This window comes from Nesterenkonia sp. HG001, from assembly GCF_034438835.1.
Lineage (GTDB): Bacteria > Actinomycetota > Actinomycetes > Actinomycetales > Micrococcaceae > Nesterenkonia > Nesterenkonia xinjiangensis.
Genome location: NZ_JAOSZD010000023.1, coordinates 1 through 1253, shown reverse-complemented (window position 1 = coordinate 1253; position 1253 = coordinate 1). Strand labels below are relative to the sequence as shown.

The 1253-nt window shown below is 67.4% G+C and carries 1 protein-coding gene; it reads left to right on the top strand.

Translation table 11 applies throughout. The features are described 5' to 3' along the window. Nucleotides 1–1253 (top strand): HNH endonuclease signature motif containing protein (locus tag ODE13_RS16860; protein ID WP_322480304.1); only part of this gene is annotated, 1253 nt, incomplete at both ends.

Here is a 1253-nt window from a genome sequence, read left to right as displayed (position 1 = left end):
CGCACCACCCTGACCAGCCTGCCCACCACCTGGACCGCCTACACCACCGGGGAGATCGACACCCCCAGGATGCGCACCATCGCCCGAGCCGCGATGACCCTGATCCGTCCCACACACCTGCACCACCTCGAACACCTCGATACGGCGGCCTCTGCTGCGGCCCAGCGGCTCACCACCGGGCAGCTGCGGGCCTGGCTGCGTCGATACATCGCCCGACTCGATCCCGCCCAATACGCCGCAGACTGTGCCGCCTCCCGGGCTGATCGCTGGGTACGCATCCATCACGATGATCACGCGATGAGCTACCTGGAAGCCCGACTGCCCACCCTGGCCGCGGCAGCGATCGCCAACCGGCTACGGGCAGTCGCCCGAGCACAGAACACCCCCATCCCCGTCCCCGCCGGGGCAGGCGCCCCGCCGCCGAGGGCACAGGCACCGGCTACTAATGGTCAGGCACTGCTGCCCTTCCCTGTCGAGGAACACGACGGGCTGGAACGCACCACCATCGAGGAGCCACCGATCCAGGTCCAGGACGGTCCTGAATGCCTCCCCGACCAGGCGCACGACTCAGCAGCAGCCACCCACACCCACGCCGGTACTGGTACTGATGCTGATGCTGATGTTGTCAGAGAGGCTGGGGATACTCGGACGTTGTCTCAGCGGGAAGCGGATCTGTTCTGCGCCTGGCTGCTCGATGGTCGGGTCGAGGGCGCCTCGATCGAGGCGAAGATCGCGATCATGATCCCCGAGGCCACCCTGAACGGTGACTCCCAGGCCCCTGGGATCAGCGCAGACCGTACATGGGTCATCCCCGCCGAGGACGCCCGCCACCTCGCCGCCCAGACCCTCACCCAGAACACCAGCCAGAACACTGGTCAGGATCAGGGTCTCCACCACTGGTACCAGGTGTCCTACCGCCCCGCCCCGAACCCCGCCGGCCGATCAGCTGCTGCTGGGGCTGCTAGTGCTGCTGCTGGGGCGGATGGTCTGGGACCCACGGCAGATGAGGCCGACATCCTCTCGGTCACCTACCAGGGCCGCTACGCACCGGCCCGTCTACGCGATGCGATCACCTTCCGCGACGGCACCTGCCAAGCCCCCGGATGCGACATTGAAGTCCCCCGGTGCGATCTGGATCATCGACTCCCCTACCCGACAGGCCCTACCACTGGGGGAAACCTCCAGGCACTGTGCCGACGACATCATCGACTCAAATCCCACGGCCACCTCGAGATACCCGCACGTCCGGCCCC